Consider the following 1,614-nt stretch of genomic DNA (forward strand, 5'->3'; position numbering starts at 1 on the left):
AAATTGAAAATATAACAAGTCATTCAAAAGGACTAAAAACAGTTGGCTACTGCTCGTGCCTCGCTGATTTTAGCCAACAATTTTTAGCCTCTTAATGAGGCGTTATAAGGCGCATGAATTCTAGAGTCGAATTTGAAGTAACGGGGCGAAGTGGAAATCTCATCTACGCAGAAGAAGATATATTCGCAAAAGCATACGTTGAAATGTCAGGTTCAAACGAATTCGACATGCTCGTAGATGTTAATGGAATGGGCACCTGGTCAAATGGCGAGAGTATCTCAGAAGTAGACCTGATAAAAATACGTGAAGCTTTTAAGTCGTGGGCCCAAAAATCTAAATACCGATGTCAGTGGTAAAATCGAACGCCATTTAGAAATGTTGCCAGTAGAATGAAAAACCGAGGCGCGCCTTATAACAATTGCATGCAGTCGGACAAAATCGCTGCGCTTCGCTTGCGATTTTGCCGCTGATGCGGGCGTTAGCAGTCTTTTGTCATTGTGGCTTTTTGTTTTGTAAAAGCTAAACGTAGTTCGTGAATGAGTAGCCTATTTTAATAGCTCATTCATCTACTGCGGTTGTGATTAACCTTTAGTGTTGTCACATTAAAGCGGCTACTTAGTTTTATACACGCTGCTTAAGTTAAGAATTAGAATAAGGTTTTGCGTGCACAAAAGTGTAAAATTAAAATGTCGTGTAGTTGGAAATTCGGTGCGTTTTTAAAGCATGTGGGTAAACTGCTAACAAGGCATTTAAACGGACAAAAAACAGTTGGCTTTTTGCTCGTGCCTCGCTTATTTTAGCCAACAATTTTTTGCCGCTTAATGCGGCGTTAGCAGTCTTTTGTCATTGCGGCTTTTTTTTATAAAAGCTAAAAGTGGTTCGTGAATGAGTAGCCTATTTTAATAACTCATTCATCTACTGCGGTTGTGATTAACCTTTAGTGTTGTCACATTAAAGCGGCTACTTAGTTTTATACACGCTGCTTAAGTTAAGAATTAGAATAAGGTTTTGCGCGCACAAAAGTGCAAAATTAGAATGTCGTGTTGTTGGAAATTCTATATGTTTTTAAAGCGCGTGGTCAAACTGCTAACAAGGCATTTAAACGGACAAAAAACAGTTGGCTTTTTGCTCGTACCTCGCTTATTTTAGCCAACAATTTTTTGCCGCTTAATGCGGCGTTATATGCACTCAAATAGTATTGTTGGTTTAGCTAAAAATACGGTTATTAACTTTTACTTTTGTAAGTTCTGCTACGGGTTTCGCTATTATCGTTTTTCAATAGCCACTAATAAGCTTTGCCTTGTTAAAGACACTTTTGTGGCAAAGCTATTATTTCGTTCTGGTAATTGTGAGTAGCTCAATTTATAGTGCATTTATTACTACCGTCTTTTACTTCTGACTTATGTATTTTAGTTCAGGTTTATCAGGCATATAACAAGCAATTTAACGGGACTTTTACAGCTGGCTGTTTCGTTCCTCAACATTTTAAGCCAGCAATAAAAGCCCGTTAATTGGGCGTTATATGCACTCAAATCGTACTGTTGGTTTAGCTAAAAATATTGTTATCAAACGTACTTTTGTAAACGCTGCTTCGGGTTTCGCTATTATAGTTTT

1 protein-coding gene is annotated in these 1,614 nt (G+C 37.7%); it reads left to right on the plus strand.

Annotated features, from left to right (window positions below; genetic code table 11):
* The first annotated feature begins 113 nt into the window (after nt 1-113).
* Nucleotides 114-356, plus strand: coding sequence for a hypothetical protein (locus B0X80_RS20185; protein WP_077343686.1), 243 nt, complete (start codon nt 114-116; stop codon nt 354-356).
* Nucleotides 357-1,614 lie beyond the last annotated feature (1,258 nt).

Source organism: Pseudocolwellia agarivorans (assembly GCF_002000085.1).
In the GTDB taxonomy this organism is placed as follows: Bacteria; Pseudomonadota; Gammaproteobacteria; order Enterobacterales; family Alteromonadaceae; genus Pseudocolwellia; species Pseudocolwellia agarivorans.